This is a genomic window from Actinomadura chokoriensis (assembly GCF_041463665.1).
In the GTDB taxonomy this organism is placed as follows: domain Bacteria; phylum Actinomycetota; class Actinomycetes; order Streptosporangiales; family Streptosporangiaceae; genus Spirillospora; species Spirillospora chokoriensis_A.
Window position 1 is genome coordinate 45379 of record NZ_JAXCEJ010000002.1, and the last position, 20679, is coordinate 66057.

The 20679-nt window shown below is 76.0% G+C and carries 14 protein-coding genes; 7 read left to right on the forward strand and 7 right to left on the reverse strand.

Going from position 1 to position 20679, the window contains the following annotated elements; translation table 11 throughout:
* Positions 1-65: 65 nt before the first annotated feature.
* A complete protein-coding gene (locus SM418_RS03585) occupies positions 66-1319 on the forward strand; it encodes an aspartate aminotransferase family protein (RefSeq protein WP_371939054.1) in 1254 nt (417 codons plus the stop codon).
* A gap of 101 nt (positions 1320-1420) precedes the next feature.
* Here the strand turns inward: SM418_RS03585 and SM418_RS03590 are convergent, their stop codons facing one another.
* Entirely contained in the window at positions 1421-2566 is a 1146-nt protein-coding gene (locus SM418_RS03590) for a CaiB/BaiF CoA transferase family protein (protein ID WP_371939055.1), read from the reverse strand.
* A gap of 75 nt (positions 2567-2641) precedes the next feature.
* Entirely contained in the window at positions 2642-4126 is a 1485-nt protein-coding gene (locus tag SM418_RS03595; RefSeq protein WP_371939056.1) for a hypothetical protein, read from the reverse strand.
* Between the two features lie 390 nt (positions 4127-4516).
* Here SM418_RS03595 and SM418_RS03600 point away from each other — a divergent pair, with 390 nt between their 5' ends.
* Entirely contained in the window at positions 4517-6076 is a 1560-nt protein-coding gene (locus SM418_RS03600) for a protein kinase domain-containing protein (protein ID WP_371939057.1), read from the forward strand.
* A 9-nt stretch (positions 6077-6085) separates the two neighbouring features.
* On the opposite strand, the gene SM418_RS03605 is transcribed toward SM418_RS03600, so the two are convergent.
* The 5 genes from SM418_RS03605 to SM418_RS03625 form a co-directional block, all read right to left on the reverse strand.
* Positions 6086-8170 carry a fibronectin type III domain-containing protein gene (locus tag SM418_RS03605; protein ID WP_371939058.1) on the reverse strand — a complete coding sequence of 695 codons (2085 nt, stop codon included), beginning with the start codon at positions 8168-8170 and terminating at the stop codon, positions 6086-6088.
* 73 nt (positions 8171-8243) lie between these two features.
* Positions 8244-9179: a pyridoxal-phosphate dependent enzyme gene (locus SM418_RS03610; RefSeq protein ID WP_371939059.1), complete on the reverse strand. Its 936-nt coding sequence runs from the start codon at positions 9177-9179 to the stop codon at positions 8244-8246.
* 63 nt (positions 9180-9242) lie between these two features.
* The gene (locus SM418_RS03615) at positions 9243-11426 is read right to left on the reverse strand and encodes a transglutaminase TgpA family protein (protein ID WP_371939060.1); all 2184 of its coding nucleotides are present in this window, start codon (positions 11424-11426) and stop codon (positions 9243-9245) included.
* Positions 11423-12553 carry a DUF58 domain-containing protein gene (locus SM418_RS03620; RefSeq protein WP_371939061.1) on the reverse strand — a complete coding sequence of 377 codons (1131 nt, stop codon included), beginning with the start codon at positions 12551-12553 and terminating at the stop codon, positions 11423-11425. Before SM418_RS03620 ends, SM418_RS03615 begins: the two co-directional genes overlap by 4 nt.
* A gap of 1 nt (position 12554) precedes the next feature.
* A complete protein-coding gene (locus SM418_RS03625) occupies positions 12555-13538 on the reverse strand; it encodes an AAA family ATPase (RefSeq protein WP_371939062.1) in 984 nt (327 codons plus the stop codon).
* 130 nt (positions 13539-13668) lie between these two features.
* Between SM418_RS03625 and SM418_RS03630 the strand changes: the two genes are divergently transcribed.
* Genes SM418_RS03630 through SM418_RS03650 form a run of 5 tightly spaced genes read left to right on the forward strand, consistent with a single transcriptional unit; the run spans position 13669 to position 20654 of the window.
* Entirely contained in the window at positions 13669-14454 is a 786-nt protein-coding gene (locus SM418_RS03630; RefSeq protein ID WP_371939063.1) for a M50 family metallopeptidase, read from the forward strand.
* Between the two features lie 53 nt (positions 14455-14507).
* Positions 14508-15839: an SWIM zinc finger family protein gene (locus tag SM418_RS03635; RefSeq protein ID WP_371939064.1), complete on the forward strand. Its 1332-nt coding sequence runs from the start codon at positions 14508-14510 to the stop codon at positions 15837-15839.
* Entirely contained in the window at positions 15836-17341 is a 1506-nt protein-coding gene (locus tag SM418_RS03640; protein WP_371939065.1) for a DUF5691 domain-containing protein, read from the forward strand. Before SM418_RS03635 ends, SM418_RS03640 begins: the two co-directional genes overlap by 4 nt.
* Positions 17338-18423 (forward strand): ATP-binding protein, encoded by a 1086-nt coding sequence (locus SM418_RS03645; protein WP_371939066.1) that lies wholly within the window; start codon positions 17338-17340, stop codon positions 18421-18423. The genes SM418_RS03640 and SM418_RS03645 overlap by 4 nt, the downstream gene beginning before the upstream one ends.
* The gene (locus SM418_RS03650) at positions 18420-20654 is read left to right on the forward strand and encodes a DUF5682 family protein (RefSeq protein WP_371939067.1); all 2235 of its coding nucleotides are present in this window, start codon (positions 18420-18422) and stop codon (positions 20652-20654) included. The genes SM418_RS03645 and SM418_RS03650 overlap by 4 nt, the downstream gene beginning before the upstream one ends.
* Positions 20655-20679: the final 25 nt, after the last annotated feature.

Here is a 20679-nt window from a genome sequence, read left to right on the forward strand (position 1 = left end):
GCCCCTGGACATCGGTGCCGGGGGCACTTAGATTGCAAATTGTCGACAATCTACAGGAGGGACGCATGGCTACGCTGTCACCCCTGCTCAAGCAGGCCACCCCCGTCCTGGCCGAACGCGGCGAGGGCGTGTACCTCTACGACACCGCCGGCCGCAGGCACCTGGACTTCACCGCCGGGATCGGCGTGACCAACACGGGCCACTGCCACCCGCGCGTGGTCGAGGCGGCGCAGAAGCAGGTCGGCACGCTGATCCACGGGCAGTACACGACGGTCATGCACGAACCCCTGCTGCGGCTCGTCGACGCGCTCGGCGAGGTGCTGCCGGACGGCCTGGACTCGCTGTTCTTCCTCAACAGCGGCAGCGAGGCCGTCGAGGCGTCCATCCGGCTGGCGCGGCACGCCACCGGGCGGCAGAACATCGTCGTCTTCCACGGCTCGTTCCACGGCCGGACGATGGGGGCCGCCGCGCTCACCACGGCCGGCACGAAGTTCCGCGCGGGCATCGGCCCGCTGATGCCGGGCGCCGCCATCGCGCCGTTCCCACAGGCGTACCGGTACGGGTGGGACGAGGAGGAGGCGACACGGTTCGCGCTGCGCGAGCTGGACTACCTGCTCGTCACCGCGAGCCCGGCGTCCGACACGGCCGCGTTCGTCGTCGAGCCGGTGCTCGGCGAGGGCGGCTACATCCCGGCGCCGCCGGGGTTCCTGGAGGGGCTGCGCGAGCGGGCCGACCGGCACGGCATCCTCCTCATCATGGACGAGGTGCAGACCGGGTTCGGGCGGACCGGCCGGTTCTGGGGGCACGAGCACTCGGCCGCGCGTCCCGACGTCCTGATCACGGCGAAGGGCCTGGCCAGCGGGTTCCCGCTGTCGGCGATCGCGGCGCCCACGGCGCTGATGGAGAAGGCCCGCCCGGGATCGCAGGGCGGGACGTACGGCGGCAACGCGGTCGCGTGCGCCGCCGCGCTCGCCACCCTCCAGGTCATCGCCGACGAGGACCTCGTGGGCAACGCGGCCCGGCAGGGGGCGCGGCTGAACGACGGGCTCCGCAAGGTCGCCGCCGACCACCCGGAGATCGGCGACGTGCGGGGGCTCGGCCTGATGCAGGCCAGCGAGTTCACCGCGCCGGACGGCGAGCCCGACGCCGCCGCGGCGGCGCGGGCGCACAAGGCCGCCACCGACCACGGCCTCCTGCTGCTGACCTGCGGCGCGTACGGCAACGTCGTCCGGATGATCCCGCCACTGATCGTCACCGAGGCGCAGATCGACGACGCTCTCGGCCTCTGGGCGCGGGCCGTGGCCGAAGCGGTCGCCTGAGCCCGGAAGGCGGCGCCCGGCGAGCCGCCGGGCGCCGCTGACCGCGGTTCAGCCGCCGTACCGCCTGGCCTGCGGGGACTTGCCGCAGACCGGGCGGGGTCTCATGCCTGGGCGACGGCGCCTTCCTTCAGGAGGGTCTCGGTGTCGTCGAAGCCCAGGTCGTCCAGGACGGCACGGGTCTGGCCGCCGGGGAGGGCCGGCACGCCGTCGGTCTCGGTGACGGTGCGGGAGAAGCGCGGCGCCGGGGCGGGCTGGCGGTGGCCGGCGAGTTCGGGGAAGACGTCGCGGGCGGTGTTGTAGGGGTGCTCGGCGGCCTCGGTCATCGACAGGACGGGAGCCACGCACGCGTCGCTGGGAACGAAGATCTCCGCCCATTCGTCGCGGGTCTTCGTCTTGAAGGCGGCGGCGAACCGCTCGCGGAGGGCCGGCCAGGCGTCGCGGTCGTTCTGGTCGGGGAGGTCCTCGCCGTCGACGCCGAGGCGGCGCAGGAACTCGGCGTAGAACTGGGACTCGATGGCGCCGACGGCCATGTGGCGGCCGTCCGCGGTCTCGTACACGTCGTACCAGGGCGCGCCGGTGTCGAGCATGTTGACGCCGCGGCGGTCCTGCCAGAGGCCCGTCGCGAGGAAGGCGTGGATGAACGTGGACAGGTGCGCGGTGCCGTCCACGATCGCGGCGTCGACGACCTGGCCGCGCCCGCTCGTCCGCGACTCCAGGAGGGCGGCGAGGACGCCGACGATCAGGTACATGCTGCCGCCGGCGAAGTCGCCGAGGAGGTTCATCGGGACCTGCGGCGGGCCGCCCGCGCGGCCGATCGCGTGCAGGGCGCCGGTGATGGCGATGTAGCCGACGTCGTGGCCGGCGGTGTGCGAGAGCGGGCCCTGCTGGCCCCAGCCGGTCATCCGGCCGTACACGAGCTTCGGGTTGCGGGCGAGGCAGTCGTCCGGGCCGATGCCGAGGCGCTCGGTCACGCCGGGCCGGAACCCTTCGAGGAGCACGTCGGACTTCTCGACCAGGCGGAGCACGACCTCGCGGCCGCGCTCGCTCTTCAGGTCGATGGCGATCGACCGCTTGCCGCGGTTGCTGAAGTCGGTGCCGCCGCTGGTCGCGCCCTCCCGGACGGCGGAGGCGCGGTCGACGCGGATCACCTCGGCGCCGAGGTCGGCCAGCAGCATCGCGGCGAACGGCCCCGGCCCGATCCCGGCCAGCTCGATCACCCGTACTCCGGACAGCGGCCCCTTGCCCATCTGCGACTCCCTGAATCTGGTTCGGTCTCCCTAGTGTGCACCATTCAGGTAAGCGCTCGCTGACGCGGGTTCGGTTCAGCGGGCGGTCAGGGCGACCGGCGTCCGCGGGGCGCCGGTGGCGACGAGCAGGCGCCCCCGCGTCGCCGGGCGGCGGACGCCGCCGGCGTGCGGGACGAGGCCGCGCCCGGCTGCGGCCACGTAGTACCAGCGGTCCGAGGGGGCCTGCCACCAGGTTCCGCCGACCGGACGGCGGGCGTCGCAGGCGCCCGTGGGCCGGACGTCCGCGCCGAGGAGCGTCGCCTGGGCGGTGGCTCCGCCCGACGCGTACGCCAGCCGGGTGCACACCCAGTCGGCGGTCTTCCCGCCGTCCGGCAGTCTCCCCGACCAGAAGTTGAACGCGGTCGCGTCCGACACCGGCCGTGCGGGACGGGGCGCCGCGCAGGCCAGCCGGTTCCAGACCGTGCGGCCCTTCCGGCCGAGGCGCGCCGGGCGGTCGGCCGCGCCGGGGCGCCACGCGGGCGAGTGGTAGGCGAGGACGGCGGCGCGCGGGCCGCCGAGGTCGCCGAGCGTCCGGGAGCCGAGGTGGAACAGCGGGCCGCGCCCGCAGCCGGTGCCCGCGCGGACGGGCGCCGTCACCCCGGCGGAGGCGGCCAGCCGGTCCCCGCCGAGGGTCTCGGGCCGGGCGTCCCAGGGGGCGAGGAGGTAGCGTCCGCCGCCGAGGGCGATCGGCGCGGACGGGCCGGCGCCCGCGGGCACGACCTCCAGCCGGCCGGGCGTGTAGCGGGCCAGCCGGTCGCCCTGCCGCATGACCGCGAGGGGCGTGCCGCCGAGGCGACCGGCGTAGAGGAGCTGTGCGGCGCCGGCGGCGCGCCGGTCGCCGGGCGCGCCCGTCCACGCGGCGGCGGCGCTCCGCAGGAACGCCCGGTCGCCGGCGAGGCCGCCGCGCGCGGGCCAGGCGTCGAGGGTGCGGGCGCCGCGCGTCCAGGCGTCCGGCGCGGCGGACCCGAGCCGCAGGGCGTGCGCGGGCTCCGCGCTGGGCTCGCCCCGCTCGGTCACGACGAGGGCGGCGACGAGCCCGGCGGTGAGGATGGCGGCGGTCGCGAGCGGCAGCACCGACCGGTTGCGGACGGGACGCAGCGTCTCGGTGTCGAACCGGCCGGCGCCGCGCGGCGCGGCCACCCGGACGACCTCGGCGGCGCGGATCGCCGGCCAGGGGTCGCGCACCCCGAGCTCGATCAGCTGGTCGCGGATCTCGTACCGGGGCAGCCCCTCGATGTGCCGGAGCACGTACGCGGCGCGGACGTGCGGCCCGAGCCCGGAGAGCGCCGCGGTCAGCGCGGGGTCGGGCAGCCGCGCGGGCAGTGCGCGCAGCCAGGGGCCGAGGCCGATCTGGAGGCGGCGGGAGGGCCGCAGCGCCCGGCGGAGCACCCGGGTGCGGCGCCGGGCGTACCCGGCGGCGGAGCGGTCGCGGGCGCCGCGCGCGGTGCCGTCCACGATCCGGCGGGCGATCGCCAGCCGGTAGACGCGCTTGCCTCCGCCCGGCAGAACGAAATACGCCATCCGGACAAGGTCCCCATAAGCCGATCCGGTCGGCCGCGCTTCCGGCCGCGGATTCGTCATGACATCTTCCGTCACGGCGGGCCACTCCCTCTGGGCCGTTCCTGCGTCGCGAAATCCGAGGTTAGAGCGATGCCGGCGGCGGGCGGCGCGGAGTTGGGACAACGATTAACCGGGCGATTGGAAATGTCATCTCATGTCCGTACGCGGCGCGTGCCGGGGCGGGACGGCCGGGGTGTTCGCGCGAGGCGCCGCGCCGGATTCGTCCCCGTACTAGGCTGTTGACCTCCCGGGAAGCGCCCCGGGCCCCATGACGCCGGACGTTCGCGCCCCGCCGCGGTCTGGACGAGACGAGCGACGGAGAGGGATCCCCCGACCCATGACCCCCCAGCCATGACCGAGGACGTCCCGGGCTACCGGGTGCTGGAGCAGGTCGGCGAGGGCGGCTTCAGCGTCGTCTACCGCGCGCACCAGGAGCGCCTCGACCGGATGGTCGCGCTGAAGGTCCTGTCGGTCGCCGCGGTGGACACCGCGGCGATGCGGCGTTTCCAGCGCGAATGCAAGATCACCGGACGGCTGTCCGGGCACCCGAACATCGTGACCGTGCTGGACACCGGCACCACCGGCGCCGGCCGCCCCTACATCGCGATGGAGTACTTCGAGCACGGCGCGCTCACCGACCGGCTCGCCAAGGAGGGGCCGCTGCCGGTCGCGGACGTGCTGCGCATCGGCGTGAAGATGGCGGGCGCGCTCGCCGCGACCCACGAGACCGACGTGCTGCACCGCGACGTCAAGCCGCAGAACGTGCTGCTGTCGCGGTACGGGGAGCCCGCGCTCGCCGACTTCGGCATCGCCCGCCTGGTCGACTCCTTCGACGCCACGCACACCCAGGCGTTCACCCCGCACCACGCGGCGCCCGAGGTGCTGGAGGGTCGCCCGCCCGGCGTCGGCGCCGACCTCTACTCGCTCGCCTCGACGCTGTACCAGCTGCTCGCGGGGCAGCCGGCGTTCAAGGGCCCGCCCAGCGAGGGCATCGCGCTGCTCATGCTGCGGATCCTGCACGACCCGCCCCCGCCGATCCCCCGGCCGGACGTCCCGCGGCAGGTCGCGGAGGTCATCGGGCGCGCGATGGCGAAGACGCCCGAGCAGCGTTTCGCGACCGCCGTGGAGTTCGCGCAGGCGCTCCAGCGGACCCAGGCCGAACTGGGGCTCCCCGTCACGGACGTTCCGCACAGCGGCGGCGCCCAGCCCGGCCCGGCGCCCGGCCTGCCCGGGCCGCCGCTCGTCCCGGAGTGGGCACCGACGGCGAGCGACCCGCATGCGCGGGACCCCCGCGCGAGCGGATCCCACCCGGCCGGCCCGCACGGCAGGACGGGACCGACGGCGCCGCACACGACCCCGCCCGCCCTCCCGCCCGACGGGCCACAGGACCGGCCGCAGGACGGGCCGCGCCGCGGGCTGATCGTCGCCGCCGGGGTCGCGCTCGTGGGCGGGCTGGCGCTCGGCGTCGGCGCCCTCGCACTGGCGAGCGGCGGTGACGGACAGGAGGGGAAGCGGGCCGCGCCACCGGAACCGTCCCAGACCGTCCCGCAGGCGGGGGCGCAGCAGGAGCCCGTGCCGGCCGCGCAGCTCGCGGCGGCGCGCCCGCGCAACCTCGCCGCCCGGCAGGCGGGCCGGACGGCCGCGCTCGTCTGGACGCTGCCGGCCGCCGCGCGGGGGCTTCCGCTGCTCGTCCAGCGGCGCCCCGCCGGCTCGCAGCCGATCACCACGGTCCCGGCCGGGTCGCGCTCGGCGACAGTGCCGGGCCTGCGGCCGAAGACCGCCTACTGCTTCAAGGTCGGCGCGGTGCTGCGCCTCAACCAGGGCCGCGCGCCGGACGTGGCGTGGTCGGCGCCCGCCTGCGTCCACCCGGCGAAGGCGGGCAAGCCCGAAAAGCCCGGGAAGCCCGGCTGACCGGCCCGGCTAGCCGGCGCACTTCCAGACGGCCGGGCCCGCGAAGCTCCGCCAGTCACCGGGCGTGTCGACCAGGTAGCCGAGGACGTAGCCGGTCTTGCCCTGCCAGGTGATCTTGACGTACATGTCCCCGGCGAGGTTGGAGTCGTTCGGGTGCGTGTAGTACGCGCCCTTCTGCTGGTAATGGACGGTGACCGTCTCGCCGTTGTTGTCGTGCATGGTGGCGACGACGCTGCCGTTCGTGCCGTCGGGCGTCGCCCGGATGTAGGCGTCCGAATTGCCGTTGCGCTCCACCGGATAACCGGCCGTGGGGCCGTTCAGCGTGGCGTCGAGGGTCGCGGCGGCGCCGGTTCCGGCGCCGTTCGCGGCAGTGACGGTGAAGTTGTAGTTCCCGTTCGTGTACACGTCGCCGAGCGTCGCGGACGTGTTCGGGCCCGTCGCGGAGCCGCTGACCGGGCCGGTGTAGGCGAGCCGGTACGTGACGTCCGCCGCGCCCTGCGGAGGCGCCCACGAAACCTTGGCGCCGGACGAGGTCGCCTTCGCCGCGAGGCCCGTCGGCGCCCCCGGCGTCACGCACGGCCGGACGGGGTCGCTGGCGGCCGAGACCTGCTCGCGCGTCCGGCCGCCGGCGTCCCGGTAGCGGACGGCGACGCGGAAGCGGTACTCGCGTCCGCAGTCGCCGCCCCTGACCGTGAACGTGAACGGCCCCGCGCCCTGCGGGATCGCGGACGGGCTCGCGGTCATGCCGGACTGGACGTCCTTCAGCACGTAGCCGATGACGCCGTCGCCCTGCGAGGGCTGGAAGTCGATCCGCATCGTGCCGGCGCCGGGGGCGACGGACACGTTGGACGGTGCGCTCGGCGGCTGTCCCCGGCCCGGCTGCTGCGGCCGCCGGGACGGCGGCGTCCGGGTCGGGGGCGGGGCCTCACTGGCCCCGGGCAGCGGGATGGGGCGGCGGTTCGAGCCGCCCGGAACCCGGTCCTTGTACTTGTCGATGCCCTTCCCGCCACTCTGCCGGTCGATCACCACGGCGCGCGGCCCGGACGGGTCGTTGGCCCAGAGCAACCCGTCGCGGACGAAGACGTCCAGCCGGGACGGGCGTCCGGTCACCGGGACCGGGGTCTCGAACCGGTTGCCCGCGGAGTCGTACACGAGCAGCGCACCGGCCGTCTCGTCCGGGATGTAGACCTTCGCGCCGAGCATCTGCGGCGGCCGGTAGCGGTGCTTCGGCATCGCGAGCCGCGTGCTGGTGAACCGGCCGGTGTCGGTGTCGACGGTGACCAGCGACCCGGCGCCCCGCGCCAGCAGCGGGACGATCTTGCCGTCGGTGGCGGCGGGCGCGAGCACGCCGCCGCGCCCCGCCTGCCGGACGGTCGTCGGCAGGCTCACGGTGAGCTTCGCCCCGGACGACCTGACGACGGTCGCGGTGGCGGCGGTGGAGTTGGTGACCACCGGGTCCCCGGCGGCCATGGTCAGCGCGAGGGCGTCGCCGGACTTCCCGACGCGGACGGGCGGCTGGAGCCGGCCGCCGGAGAAGGCCGCGACCTCCCCGTTCCGCGACACCGGCACCCAGAGCGCGCCGCGCGCGTCGATGCCGGCCTGCCCGAGGATCGGCGGCAGCGTGGCGGACGCGCCGACCGGGGCCAGCCCGACCGGGTCGATCTCCTGGACGACGCCCTTGACCGAGTCGACCGTGTACGCCTTCCCGGCCCCGGCGAGGATCTGGATGCCCCTGCCGAGCGGCCGGCTCGTCCCGACGTCCAGCTGGGACGGGTCGAGGCGGCTGACGACGCCGGTGTCCAGGTCGACGATCAGCACCGTGGCGCCGTCCTGGACGATCTTGATGTTGTGGCCGCGCATCTGCGGGATGACGCCGGTCTTGCCGTCGACCTTGCCGGCCGGCCCGTTGACGTGCACGACCAGGCCCCGGCCGGCCGCGGTCAGCCAGGCGCCGACGTCGGCGAGCCGGTACTTCGCGCTCGCGACGCCCACCCCGTAGACGGCGGCGGCGATGACGAGCACGCCGACGAGCCCGATCGCGACCTGCCCCGTCAGCCGGTCACGCCGGAACAAAGATCCCAGAAACGCCTGCACGCGCGCTCACCCGCCCCGTCTGGACGGAAACCGTACTGGTCCCGCCGCATGCCCGCCCGAGTTTCCCGAAAGATCAGTTTTCGCGAATCGCGTCGATGAACGTCGGGATGGTTATGTTCCGTCCGGAAATGACCACCACGGGGCGGCCGGTGACCTCGACCTGACCGGCGAGGACGGCCGCGACGCCCGCGGCGCCCGCCCCCTCGGCGACGAGGCCGTGCTCGCGGAACAGCCAGCGCAGCGCCGTCCGGATCTGGCCATCGGTCACCGAGGTCAGCGCGGCGGCGCCGCCGATGATCCCGGGGGTCACCGAGCCGGGTTCGAGGTTGCCGGGCAGGCCGTCGGCGAACGTCTCGCCGACCTCCACCTCGACGACGCCCCCGGCCGCCACCGAGGCGGACACGCCGCGCGACACCGCCGACTCGACGCCCACGACCCGCACGTCCCCGCGCTCGCGCGCCCACAGGCAGAGGCCGGCGAGCAGCCCGCCGCCGCCGACCGGCGCGACCACCGTGAGCGGGCCGGCCGCCTGGTCGTCGAGTTCGCGGCCGATGGTGCCCTGGCCCGCGATGACCGCCGGGTCGTTGTAGGGCGAGACGTAATGGCCGGGCATCGTCATCGCGTGCGCCTCGGCCTCGTCGTAGGTCAGGCCGTGCTGGACGAGCCGCACCGGGTACGTGCCGATCCTGTCGACCTTCGCCCGGGACGCCCGCGTCGAGACGACCACGGTCACGTCCGCGCCGGACTTCGCGGCGGCGTACCCCATGCCGAGCCCGTGGTTGCCCGCGCTCGCCGTGACGGCCGGCACGCCGTCCGGCAGCGCGGCGACGGCCGCGAGCGCGCCGCGGACCTTGAACGCGCCGGTCGGCTGGAACGTCTCCAGCTTCAGCAGCGCGCCCGGCGCCAGGCCGGACGGGACGAGCGGCGTGGGTTCCAGTTCGGCGGACACGGCCCGCCAGGCGCGGTCCAGATCGTCAGGCCCGGGGGCGCGGACGGCTCGCGCCGTCACCGCCGTTCCCCGCCCTTCCACCTTCGCATACGGCTACGGTAGCGATCATTCTGCGCGACGCCGTCATCGCGGGCGCGACCGGACGGCCGGGCGGTCCCTGAACGATCTCGGGTGGAGGCGGCGCCGGAGCCGGCGGAGGCGCCCGGCCCTGGCGGTGACGAGACGTCCCAGCTCGTCGGTGTGCCGCCAGGCCCGGTCGGCGGCGCCCGGGTCCGGGTGGGACGCGGCGAAGCGGCTCTGGTTCACCAGGTCGGCGAGGGGTCCCAGATGGCCGTGCGCGCTCTCCCCGATGCTGGACGTCCCGAAGCGCGCGACCTCGTGCGCGGTCAGCGTGCGGGCCGTGGAGAGGCCGACGTCCGCGAGATGGTCGAGGGCCTGGTGCCAGGCGCCGATGATCCGTGCGGCGGGGGTTCCCGCGCGCCGGCGTCGTCTTCGCAGGGCAGGCGCGAGGAGAACGGCGCACAGGTAGCCGATGATGAGCGCGCCCACCGCGATTGAGGCGAACACCCACCACGGTGTGGGCGAGTCATCGACGGGAGCCGCTTTCTGCTGTTCCTGCTGGGTGGTCTTGCCCTGGTCAGGGTCGCGCTGCTGGGAGGCCGCGCTCTTCTGCGCCTGCTCTAGCTTCTGCTCGGTCTCCCCCGCCGCGACGCCCTCGTCCTTCCTGGCGGGACGTCCGCTGTCCGGGATCGGGTTGAAGCGGATCCAGCCGAGCCGGTCGAACTTGATCTCGGGCCAGACCGTCACGTCCCCGGAGCGGACCTGGAGCGTGCCGCCCTCGCGTCGACCTCCCTCGAACCCCACGACGACACGGGACGGGAGCCCGAGCGTCCGGGCGAGCAGGGCGTAGGCGGTGGCGAAGTGCTCGGGCGTCCCGCGCCTGCCCTCGCCGAGGAAGTAGTCGACCTGCCGGTAGCCGTGCCCCGGCGCCGCGGTCACGTCGTACTTCGCGTGGACCTTGAGGTAGTCGGCGAGCATCGTCGCCTTCTGGAGGGGCGTCGCCGCGCCCCGGGTCGCGGCCTGGGCGAACGCGCGGAACTCCGCCAGCTGCACGGGGGGCTTCCTCGCGCCCGGCCCCCAGGGCAGCCGCCGCGCGGCCTCCGCCTCGGCGCCGGTGGCGGCGCCCGCGCCCGCCAGGTCGTCGGCCGTCCACTCGGGCACGACCGATTCGACGCGGTACGTCTGGCCGGGGCGGAGCGGCTGCGCGGCGGCGAGCGCCCCGCTGCCGGGGTCGACGACGACGGGGAGCCCGTCCACCCGGCGGGGACGGTCCGGCGCCGGCACCCACACCCCCGACAGCTCGCGGATCGTGATGCGCTGGACGACCTCGTGCCGCCCGCCCGGCTTCGGCCCCTCCGGCACGCGGCTCCCGCTCGGGACGAACCGGGCCGTGGACGACCAGGTCACGCCGTCGAACCTGTCCAGGACGGCGAGCCGCTCGATCTCGGCCCGCGTCGACCCGACGGTGAACATCACCTGGCCGGGGCTGAGCAGCCAGCCGCCGACGCGGTCGAGCGGGCTGACGCCGTCGCGCCGCTGCGGCGGCGGCGCCCCCACCTGCTCGCGCGGGTCGTAGGGCGCGGCGCTGACCGGCACGAGCGGGCCGGCGGCGAACGCCAGCGCCCCGAGGGCCGCGGCGATGGGCGCCCCGGCCGCGAGCGGCCGCCAGGCGACGCCCGCGTCCGGGCCGTCCGCGCGGACGAGGACGAGCACGGCGACGAGCACGGCGGTCGCGGCGGCGAGCGGCAGGTTCGATCCGGGGCCGTCCACGCCGAGCAGCAGCGCGACCGCCCACGCGCCGAGGGAGGGGAGGGCCGGGGCCGCGCGCAGCGACGTCCGGAGCGCCAGTTCGGCGGACGCGAACGCCGCGAGCCACACGACCACGCTGACCAGGACGAGGAACTTCGGCTCGGCGGGTGCGGGCAGCAGCGTGGTCAGGATCGCCTTCCACGAGCTGAGCACGCCCTCGCGGAGGGTCTGCGGCAGCGTGCCGTCGCCGAGGGCCGGGCGCAGGACGGTGAGCGACACCGTCGCGACCCAGGCGAGCACGGTCAGGACGAGCGAGATCCACAGCGGCCATGGGGCCTTCTTGCGCGGGCCCGACAGCAGGCCGCACAGCAGGGTGGGGACGACCGCCGCGACGGCGGCGACCGGGACGACCGGTCCGAGCCCGAAGACGCGCTGGAACGACAGGCCCGCGACGGCGGCGAGGCAGGCCGTCACGGCGAGCGGGACGTAGCGGGTCACCGGGCGCTCCCGAGCCGCCGCCACGACTCCGCCAGGCCGTCCAGCTCCGCGAGGTCGATCAGCTGGACGCCGGGCGGCACCGTTGCGGGCTCCGCCGGCCGGACGCGCAGCACCACGACCCTGTCGAAGCGGGACCTGACCGACGCGATCCGCCCCATCTCGGCGTCACCGGCCGTGACGACGACGAGGGAGCCGCCCGCGCGCACACCGCGCACGGCGTCCACGGCCGACCGCGCTCCCTCCTCCGTCCCGACCGAGGTGAGCGCGTCGAGCAGGACCTCCAGGTCGCCCGGCCCGCCGCGCGTCCCGGCGAGCGGGCCGCCGCCGGTGAGGACGCGGACGGGGAAGCCCGCCGACGCCGCCCCGGCGGCCACGGACGCCGCCGCGTCCACGGCGAGCTCGAAGTCGTCGGGCTCGGGCCACGCCCCCGCCCGCGCCTCCAGCACGACCGTCGTCGTCGGCAGGCTCGCGTCCACGAGCCGGCGGACCATCAGCGTCCCGGTGCGGGCGGACGACTTCCAGTGGATGTGGCGCAGCTCGTCCCCGACCACGTACTCGCGGAGCGCGTGGAACGTCGCCGTCCCCGCCGGCGACCGGTCGCTCGTCGGCCCCTCCAGGTGGTGGGCGCGCCCGGACGGCAGCACCGGCAGCGGCACCGTCCGCGGGCGGACGAGCAGCACCCGCGACCCGCCGTACTCCCGGACGCGGCGGGCCAGCCGCAGCGGGTCGGCCCGCACGAGCCGCAGCGGCCCGACCGGGATCTCCCCGCGCCGCGCGGTCGGCAGCCGGTAGGTCACCGTGCGCCCGCCGCCCGCGCGCAGGCGCGGGATGCCGACGGCGACGTCGGTGGCCCCGGCCGCGTCCCGCGCGCTCAGGCCCCGGACGGCGCGTCCCCTGTTGGCCACGTGCAGGACGCCGACGGCCGGCTCCCCGCGCTGGACCTTCGCCGGCGCGATCTCGCGGCGGACGTCCAGCCTCGGCCTCGGCAGCGTCCACAGCAGCGCGCCCGCGACCGCCGCGAGCCCGGCGACCGCGAGCGCCGCGGGCTCGGGGTAGCCGAGCCACCAGCCCGCCGCGTACAGCGGAACCGAGACGGCCGCCGTCCCCCACCCGAGCGGCGTCAGCACGTCACACCCCGGCTGCCTGCGGGGTCGGCACGTTCTGGAGCACCTCGCCGACCACGTCGGCGCCGGAGCGCCCGCGCAGCTCGGCGTCCGGCGTCACGATCAGCCGGTGCGCGATGACCGGCTCGGCGAGCGCCTTGACGTCCTCGGGGACGAGGTAGGACCGCCCGGCCGCCGCCGCCCGCACCCGGGCCGCGCGCAGCAGCGCGATCCCCGCCCGCGGGCTCGCGCCGAGCCGCAGGTCGGGATGGTCGCGGGTCGCGGCGACGACGCGCACCAGGTAGTCGTGCAGCGGCGCCGCGACGTGCAGCCGCTGCGCGAAGCCGATCGCGCGGGCGAGGTCCTCGCCGGCCAGCACCGGCGGCAGCCGGTCGAGCGCCGGGCCGGACGGCGCGCCCGCGAGCAGCGCCACCTCGGCCCGGTGGTCGGGGTAGCCCATCGAGATCCGCATCAGGAACCGGTCGAGCTGCGCCTCCGGCAGCGGATACGTGCCGTCCATGTCGACCGGGTTCTGGGTTGCGATGACCATGAACGGGCGCGGCACCGGATGCGGGACGCCCTCCACGGTGACCCGGCGCTCCTCCATGACCTCCAGCAGCGCCGACTGCGTCTTCGGCGAGCCGCGGTTGATCTCGTCGGCGACGGCGAGGTTCGCGAAGATCGGGCCGGGGTGGAACTCGAACGCGTTCGTCCCCTGGTTGAAGATCGAGACGCCGGTGATGTCGCTCGGCAGCAGGTCGGGGGTGAACTGGATCCGCGTCCACTTCGCCTCCACGGACGCCGCCATCGCCCGCGCCAGGGTCGTCTTGCCGACGCCCGGGACGTCCTCGACGAGCAGGTGCCCCTCGGCGAACAGGCAGATCAGCGCCAGCTCGACCTTGTCCCGCTTGCCGTGCACGACCCGCTCGACGTTCCCCGCCAGCGCCGCGAAAAGCTGCGCGAACCGCCCGGCCAGCGCGTCCGCGCCCATCCCCGTGCTCTCGCTCATCCGCCCCGGCCCCCGTCCCCCTGCCGACGCGAAGGCACACTAACGGCAAAACGGCCCGCAGGCAGCAAGATCGCCGAACATCGCCCCGATCCATGACGAACCGAACGCGGACGTTATCCGCGGCGTCCTAATGTTGGGCATCGCGACGACGGACTCCGAGGTGGACGTGGACAACGCAAGCATCGCCGACATGTGGAACCGGCTGACGGGCTCGCAGCCGGACCCGCCGCTGTGGCTGGTGGGCCTCGTCGGCCTCCTCGCGCTCGGCGCGGTGCTCCACGGCCCCACCTGGCGGGTCGCGCGCAACACCGTCACGATCGCGCACGAGGGCGGGCACGCGCTGATCGCGCTGCTCACCGGCCGCAAGCTGGACGGCATCAAGCTGCACTCCGACACCTCCGGCGTGACCGTCTCGCGCGGCAGGCCGCACGGCCCCGGCATGATCTTCACGGCGCTGGCCGGGTACGTCACGCCGCCGCTGCTCGGCCTGCTGTTCGCCGTGCTCCTCGCGGCCGGCCGGATCACGCTGATGCTGTGGTTCTCGCTCGCGCTGCTCGCCGCGATGCTCGTGATGATCCGCAACGCCTACGGCGCCCTCTCGGTGATCGCCACCGGCGCGACCATCTTCGCCGTGTCCTGGCTGGGCAGCTCGACCGTCCAGGCCGGGTTCGCCTACCTGGCCGCCTGGTTCCTGCTGCTCGCCGCCACCCGCCCGGTGATCGAACTGCAGCGGATGCGCGCCCGGCACATGGCGCCGAGTTCGGACGCCGACCAGCTGGCCCACCTCACCGGGGTCCCCGGCCTCGCCTGGGTGAGCCTGTTCGGCGCCACCGCCCTGCTCGCCCTCCTCGCCGGCGGCGCCCTCCTCGTCCCCGACGTCTCCGTCCCCGACCTGCCCGTCCCACCCGGCTTCTGACCGGGTGCGCGGGGGTGCTCGCAATGTCGTAGGCCGCCGATAGTTTCGGTGGTGTGAGGGATCGATGGGCTCGGGAGCAGGTGCTCGGCCTCGCGCCGGACGGGTCGTCCGCGAAGGCCGCCGGCGGGGTCGCCAAGCCCGCCGGATGGGGCGGGACGGGGTGTGACGACGAGGCCGTCTGGGGCGAGTGCCAGGGCAGCGGCAAGTCCGTGTACCGGACGTGCGCCGATCTGACCGGGCCCGCGTTCCGGTGCTCGTGCCCGAGCCGCAAGTTCCCGTGCAAGCATGCGCTGGCGCTGCTGCTCCTGTGGTCGGACGCGGCGGTGGAGGCGGGGCCCCGGCCCGCGTGGGTCGCCGAGTGGGTCGACGACCGGCGCGAACGCGCCGGCCGGGCGGCGGAGCAGCGGGCCTCGGCGGCGGGCGGGGCGACCCCCGCCACGGAGGCTCCGGCGGGCCGGGCGCGCGACCCGAAGACGGTCGAGCGGCGGGAGCGGCGCGTCGACGACGGGCTCGCCGAGCTCGACCAGTGGCTCCGCGACCAGGTCGCGCACGGCCTCGCGCAGGCGGAGAAGGCGCCCTACCGGCTGTGGGACGACGCCGCCCGGCGGCTCGTCGACGCGCAGGCCGGCGCGCTCGCCGGGCAGGTCAGGGCGCTCGCCGCGATCCCGCGCCGCCCCGGCTGGCCGGGCCGGCTGCTGGCGGAGTACGCGCTGCTGCGGCTGCTCGTCCGGGCGCACCGGCGGCGGGACGAACTGCCCGCGGGGCTGCGCGACACCGTCCGCTCGCGGGTCGGGTTCACCGTCCCGCAGGAGGAGGTGCTCTCGGGCGGCGAGCGCGTCCGCGACCTGTGGTGGGTGACCGGGTCGCATGACACCGCTCAGGATCAGCTGACCACGCGGCGGGTGTGGCTGCGCGGGCGCAGGACGGGGCGTCCGGCGCTGGTGCTGTCCTTCGCGGCGCCGGGCACGTCCCTGGACGCCTCGCTCCTGGTGGGTACGGAGGTCGACGCGGAGCTGGCGTTCTATCCGGGGTCGCAGCCGCTGCGGGCGCTGGTCGCCGAGCGGTACGGGGCCGCCGACCAGGCCGTGCCTGACGGGACGCCGGTGCAGGGGCTCCTCGACGAGCACGCCGCCGCGCTCGCGCGGGACCCCTGGCTGGATCGCTGGCCCGCGACGCTGCAGAACGTCCGCCTGGCCCGCGCCGAAGGAGGCGACCTGTACGTGGTCGACGAGGCCGGAGACGCCCTCCCGCTCCGGGCGGGCGATCCGTGGCGGCTGCTCGCGCTGTCGGGCGGCGGGCCGGTCACGCTGTCCGGGGAGTGGGGCCCGCGCGGCCTGCGCCCGCTGGCGGCCTGGCACGAGGACGAGGGGACGGTGGTCCTGTGAGCGCGTGGAACGAGCACGTCACCGCGGCGCTGCTCGGCACCGAGCGGCGGGATCCGCCCGTCCTGCCGGAGGCCCCGGCCGAGACCGGCGACCGGGCGGGCCGGCTGCTCGACCAGGCCGCGCTGCTGGCCGTCCGGCGGCGGGCGGGCCGGGCCCCCTCGGGGGTGGCGCCCGAGCCGGTGGCACTGGCCCCGGTGGAGGACGCCCCGGTGGTGCCGCGTGCGGCGGCGGCGCGGTTGCGGCGGATCCTGAGCGGGGAGCAGATCCGGGTGCTGCCCGAGTGGCTGGACGCGGCGGCGGCGCACGGCTTCCGGGTGCCCGCGCAGACGCTGCCCGACCTGCTGGAACGCGGTCGCGGCGACCGGATGCTGCGGCCGTCGATCGCGCGGGCGTCCGGGCGCCGCGGCGTGTGGCTGGCCCTGCAGAACACCGACTGGGCCTACTTGGTCGGCGCCGGGGACGATCCGGGCGGCGGCCCCGAGGTGTGGGAGACCGGGACGCGCAACCGGCGGGTGGCCTATCTGACGAGGCTGCGCGGCACCGACCCAGGGCGCGCGCGGGAGCTGCTCAGTGAGACGTGGAGCAAGGAGCCCGCGCCCGATCGTGCGGCCTTCGTCGCCACCTTCGAGCACGGGCTCTCGCCAGGCGACGAGGAGTTCCTTGAAGCGGCCCTGGAGGATCGGGGCAAGGACGTCCGGCAGCTCGCGTCCGACCTGCTCGCCCGCATGCCCGGGTCCGCCTACGGGGCGCGGATGGCGGCGCGGGCGCGGGGCTGCCTCACCCCGGCGACCCGCACCGTGCGGGGCCGGCGGCAGACGTGGATCCAGGTCGATCCGCCGCAGGCGCACGACGAGGACATGGCCCGCGACGGCATCCCCTTCCATCCGAGCGGCTCGTTCGCGCCGCGAGGCGGGGGCGGGCCGGTGGGGACGCGGGCCGCGTGGCTGCGCGAGATCCTCGCCCGCACCCCCCTGTCCACCTGGACGGAGTTGTTCGGGCTGCCGCCCATGGAGATCGTGTGCCTGCCCGTCTCCGACTCCGACGGGCGGGACGTCCACATCGGGTGGGCGAAGGCCGCGCTCGGCCAGCGCGACGGCGAGTGGGCGCGGGCGCTGCTCAAGGGCGGCGTCATGGTGGACGAGCCGGAGGCGCTCGCCGACCTGCTGTCCGTGCTGCCCGCCGGCGAGCGGGACTCGGCGGCGGCCGACCTGATCCGCTGGGTGGAGGGGCAGCCCGACCTGCTGCGCGTCCTCGAACGGGTCCCCGGGCCGTGGACGGGTCCGCTCGCGGAGGCGGTGGTCTCGACGCTGGCCGCGTCCGCCGAACCGTCCTCGCGGCGCGACGAGCACCTGGTCAACCAGCTGTGCCGGCTCGCCGACCAGCGGCTCGACCCGGCCGCCGCGGCCCGCCTCGATCTCGGCGACGCCGCCCCGCGCGCCGTCGCCGACCTGGTCGCCACCCTGCTTTTCCGCAACGAGATGCTGAAGGAGCTCACGCCTTGACCGAGACAACGGTGCTGCGCCCGCACGCCGAGCAGGAGTACGCGGGCGAGCTGGCGCGGCTGGCCGAGCACGACGACCGGCCCCGGCCGCCCGGCTGGCGGCTGTCGCCGTGGGCCGTCACCACCTACCTGCTCGGCGGCGAGCTGCCCGGCGGCACGGCGATCAGCCCGAAGTACGTGGGCCCGCGCCGGCTGATGGAGGTCGCGGTGGCGACGCTGGCGACCGACCGGGCACTGCTGCTGCTCGGCGTCCCGGGGACGGCGAAGACGTGGGTGTCGGAGCATCTCGCCGCCGCCGTCAGCGGCGACTCGACGCTGCTCGTGCAGGGGACGGCGGGCACGGCGGAGGAGGCCATCCGCTACGGGTGGAACTACGCGCGGCTGCTCGCCGAGGGGCCGTCGGAGAAGGCGCTGGTGGAGAGCCCGCTCATGCGGGCGATGCGGCGCGGCCAGGTCGCCCGCATCGAGGAGCTGACCCGGATGCCGTCCGACGTCCAGGACACGCTCATCACGGTGCTGTCGGAGAAGACGCTGCCCGTCCCCGAGCTGAACACCGAGGTGCAGGCCCGCAAGGGCTTCACGGTCATCGCCACGGCGAACGACCGCGACCGGGGCGTGAACGAGCTGTCCAGCGCGCTGCGCCGCCGGTTCAACACGGTCGTGCTGCCGCTGCCGGAGAGCGTCGAGGACGAGGTCGGCATCGTGGCCCGCCGCGTCGAGCAGATCGGCGCCGGCCTGGAGCTGCCCGAGTCCCCGGCGGGGCTGGAGGAGATCCGCCGCGTCGTCACGGTGTTCCGCGAGCTGCGCTCCGGCGCCACCGCCGACGGGCGCACCAAGCTGAAGTCCCCCAGCGGGACGCTCAGCACCGCCGAGGCCATCTCGGTGGTCACCAGCGGGCTGGCGCTCGCCGCGCACTTCGGCGACGGGGTGCTGCGCGCCGCCGACGTCGCGGGCGGCATCGTCGGCGCCGTCGTCCAGGACCCGGTGTCCGACCGCGTCGTGTGGCAGGAGTACCTGGAGGCCGTCGTCCGCGACCGCCCGGAGTGGCGGGACTTCTACCGCGCCTGCCGGGAGGTGTCTTGAGCCACGTCGAGGTCTACGGGATCCGCCACCACGGGCCCGGCTCGGCGCGGGCGCTGCGCGGCGCCCTGGAGGAGTTCAAGCCGGACGCGGTCCTGATCGAGGGCCCGCCCGAGGCCGACCCGATCGTGGAGCTCGCCGGCGACCCCGGGATGGTGCCGCCGGTCGCGCTGCTCGCCTACTCCCCCGCCCCCGGCGACGGCGACCGCAGGGCGGCGTTCTGGCCGTTCGCCGAGTTCAGCCCCGAATGGCAGGCGATCCGGTACGGCCTGGCCGCCCGCGTGCCCGTCCGGTTCTGCGACCTCCCGGCGGCGAACCAGCTCGTCCCGGCCCCGGCCGGCGAGGAGCCGCCGGTCGAGGCGATCCGGGCCGACCCGCTGGGCTGGCTCGCGAAGGCCGCCGGCTACGACGACGCCGAACGCTGGTGGGACGACGTGGTCGAGCATCGCGGCGGCGGCCCGTCCCCGTTCCCGGCGATCGCGGAGGCGATGGCGGAGCTGCGCGCGCGGCTCGCGGACGAGCCCGTGCCCGCCGCGCCGCCGGGCGACCCGCTGCGCGAGGAGCAGCGCGAGGCCCACATGCGCCGGACGCTGCGCCGCACGCTCAGGGAGGGCCACGAGCGGGTCGCGGTGGTCTGCGGCGCGTGGCACGTGCCGGCCCTCCGGGCGAAGGTCCCGGCGGCCCACGACGACCGGACGCTGCGCGGGCTGCCGAAGACGAAGGTGGCCATGACCTGGGTCCCCTGGACGCACGGGCGCCTCGCCGGGCACTCCGGCTACGGCGCGGGCGTCCGCTCCCCCGGCTGGTACCACCACCTGTTCGCGGCCCGCGACCGTCCGATCGAGCGCTGGCTGACCGCCGCCGCCCGCGTCCTGCGCGAGGAGGACCTGCACGTCTCGTCCGCGCACGTGATCGAGGCCGTCCGGCTCGCCGAGGCCCTCGCCGCGCTGCGCGGGCGTCCCCTCGCCGGGCTGGACGAGGTGACCGAGGCGACCCGGGCCGTCCTGTGCGAGGGCGCCGACCTGCCCGTCGAACTGATCCAGAAGCGCATGGTCGTCGGCGAGCGGCTCGGCGCCGTCCCCGAACGCACCCCCATGGTGCCGCTGCAGCGCGACCTGCAGGCCGAGCAGAGACGGCTGCGGCTCAAGCCGTCCGCGCTCGGCAAGGAACAGGACCTCGACCTCCGCAAGCCCACCGACCTCGAACGCAGCCGCCTCCTGCACCGCCTCCGCCTCCTGGACGTCGACTGGGGCGTCCCCGCCGACACCGGCCGCTCGAAGGGCACGTTCCGCGAGACCTGGACCCTCGCCTGGCGGCCGGAGTTCGACGTCGAGCTGATCGAGGCCAGCGCGTGGGGCACCACGGTCCGCGGCGCGGCGACCGCCCGCGCCGACGCGCTGGCCACGCACGCCGACGCGCTCGCCGACCTGACGTCCGTGGCCGAACGCTGCCTTCTCGCCGACCTCGGCGACGCGCTCCCGACCGTCATGCGCGCCCTCGCCGACCGCGCCGCCGTCGACACCGACGTCGCACAGCTGATGTCGGCGATGCCGGCGCTCGTCCGCGCGCTCCGCTACGGCGACGTCCGCGGCACCGCGACCGGTCCGCTCCGCACGGTCGTCGACGGCCTCGTCGTCCGGGTCTGCGTCGGCCTCCCGCCCGCGATCACGGGCCTGGACGACGACGCCGCCCGCGAGTTCCTCGCCCACGTCGACGCCGTCCACGGCGCGCTGTCCCTGCTCGCCGACGAGGGCCACCTCGAACGCTGGCGCCGCACGCTGGAGGGCCTGCTCACCCGCCCGGACGCCCTGCACGGCCTCATCGAGGGCCGCCTCACCCGCCTCCTGCTCGACGCGGGCCGGCTCCACGACGTCCCCGACCGCATGGCGCGGGCCGTGTCCGCCGGCGCCGCCCACGACCGCGCCGCCGCGTGGGTCGAGGGCTTCCTGTCCGGCGGCGCGCTCCTGCTCCTGCACGACGAGGCCCTCCTCCGCCTCGTCGACGGCTGGATCGCCGGCCTGCCCGCCGACTCGTTCACCGACGTCCTCCCCCTGCTCCGGCGCACCTTCGGCGCCTACCCCGCCGCCGAACGCCGGGCCATCGGCGACCGGCTCCGCCGCGGAACCGAGCCTCGCGAAGGCTCGTCCCACCGGCCTGAAGAGGAGGTGGACGAAACCCGTGCCGCCCCGGCCGCCGCGACCGCCCTCCAGATTCTCGGCTGGCCGCAGCCATGACGGCACACCTCGCACGAGCGGGCCG